This is a genomic window from Endozoicomonas sp. Z74 (assembly GCF_057680865.1).
The window spans coordinates 1-1,453 of sequence record NZ_JBLYZI010000234.1; the positions used below are offsets into that span (position 1 = coordinate 1).

Here is a 1,453-nt window from a genome sequence, read left to right on the forward strand (position 1 = left end):
AAGAACGCCAATGGAAACTCTGATAGATGGCAAAGAGATCTGGAAGGAAAAATTTGTAGCCTGAATTTGACCTGACAGACACCCTCTGAAAAATCGGTGACTGTCAGATCAGGTCTGAACTACTACAATTGAGGGTAGTTTCGGTTTAAATTCAGTACCCGCCATTCTGAGTTGAAACCCTCGTTGTCAATGTTGCGATTTCTGGGTAAAAAAGCCCCCTCAAAACTGGGAGATTTCCAGTCAGACTTCAGATGGACGGTGTTCTCTTCGGCAACGGGAATAAATGAAAGGGATTCGCTGCCATTGATATCCAGTTTAAAGTCAAAGCTGTAGGGAGTCTGCCTGCGAAGGTCTATCTGTTTTGAGTGAACCCCGGCAGAAATCACGTCTTTAGTTGTGACGCCCGGTTCAATGGTTATATTCTGGTTAGCAAAGGAGGCCTCAACTCTTTTTTGAATGCCCCCCATATCACTGATGCCCAGGGATATAACGGCATCGTCAATCATCACATCTTTTTCGGGAACCGAAAACTGGCTCAGGAGGTTGTCGGCAAAGTGGCCTTTGATTGAAAGTTGGCTGTTATACAGAACCACTTCATAAATACCCCGCTCTCTTCTTTCGCTGGCGAGGTTGCCCTCTATCGTCAGGTTTTCTGGCAGGAAGTGCCGGTAATGGAGGGTTTCTCTTTCTCCTGTGGCGCTGGTCCTGGAGTAGGTTTTATAGGGGATAGTAATAATGGGGCCGGTAATGACCTGGTCTTTCCCCCACTTGGAGGTGACATCCAGTACGGCCTCCGCTTTTCTCTCCTGCCTTTCTGATATCAGGGATTCAATCATGGACATGGGGATTAGAATCACAAGTATCAGAACGCCAATAATAATCAGCTTGGCATTGACTCCCTGGATAACTTTCACTGTATCTTATACCTCCGCTTTCTGATGGGATATGACGCTGTATAACCGGTTGAAATGCTTTCTCTCAAATTAGTAGCACTAGCATTGTAGCGTTTTCATGCACAGAGCATTGCCTGCAAAAATAGAGGGCATCATCGGTTTGTCAAATAAGAGAGTGTACATTACTTCCTGCTTCTCTACGGGTTTGGCACTTGAACACCATCGATAAACTCTTTAGCTTCTTCAGCCATTATCGGGTAAGGGGCAGGGCCTCTGTGTGAATAAATAATGGCAAAGCCAGTATGTGTGCGAATAGGGTGCCTGCAATACAATGAATCGGACTGTAAAATCAGAGGCTCCCGGTGTCCTTGTGATGCGAGTGCTTTTTTATCTTCGGCCTCACCAGGGCAAAAACATGATCACCAATTGAACTGCGCCATCAAGAAACAGCCTGTATAATCAGGGTTTTTCCTGTCTTTCGATGTCTGCAAAAGCCCTGTTTTCCAAATTCTCCTCGCTCACTGATAAGCGAGACCCTAAAAAAACCACACATGTACTGG

The 1,453-nt window shown here is 45.8% G+C and carries 1 protein-coding gene; it reads right to left on the bottom strand.

Annotated features, from left to right (window positions below; translation table 11 throughout):
• Positions 1 to 122 precede the first annotated feature (122 nt).
• A complete protein-coding gene (locus tag ACNRUY_RS26455; RefSeq protein WP_488114657.1) occupies positions 123 to 914 on the bottom strand; it encodes an inner membrane CreD family protein in 792 nt (263 codons plus the stop codon).
• Positions 915 to 1,453: the final 539 nt, after the last annotated feature.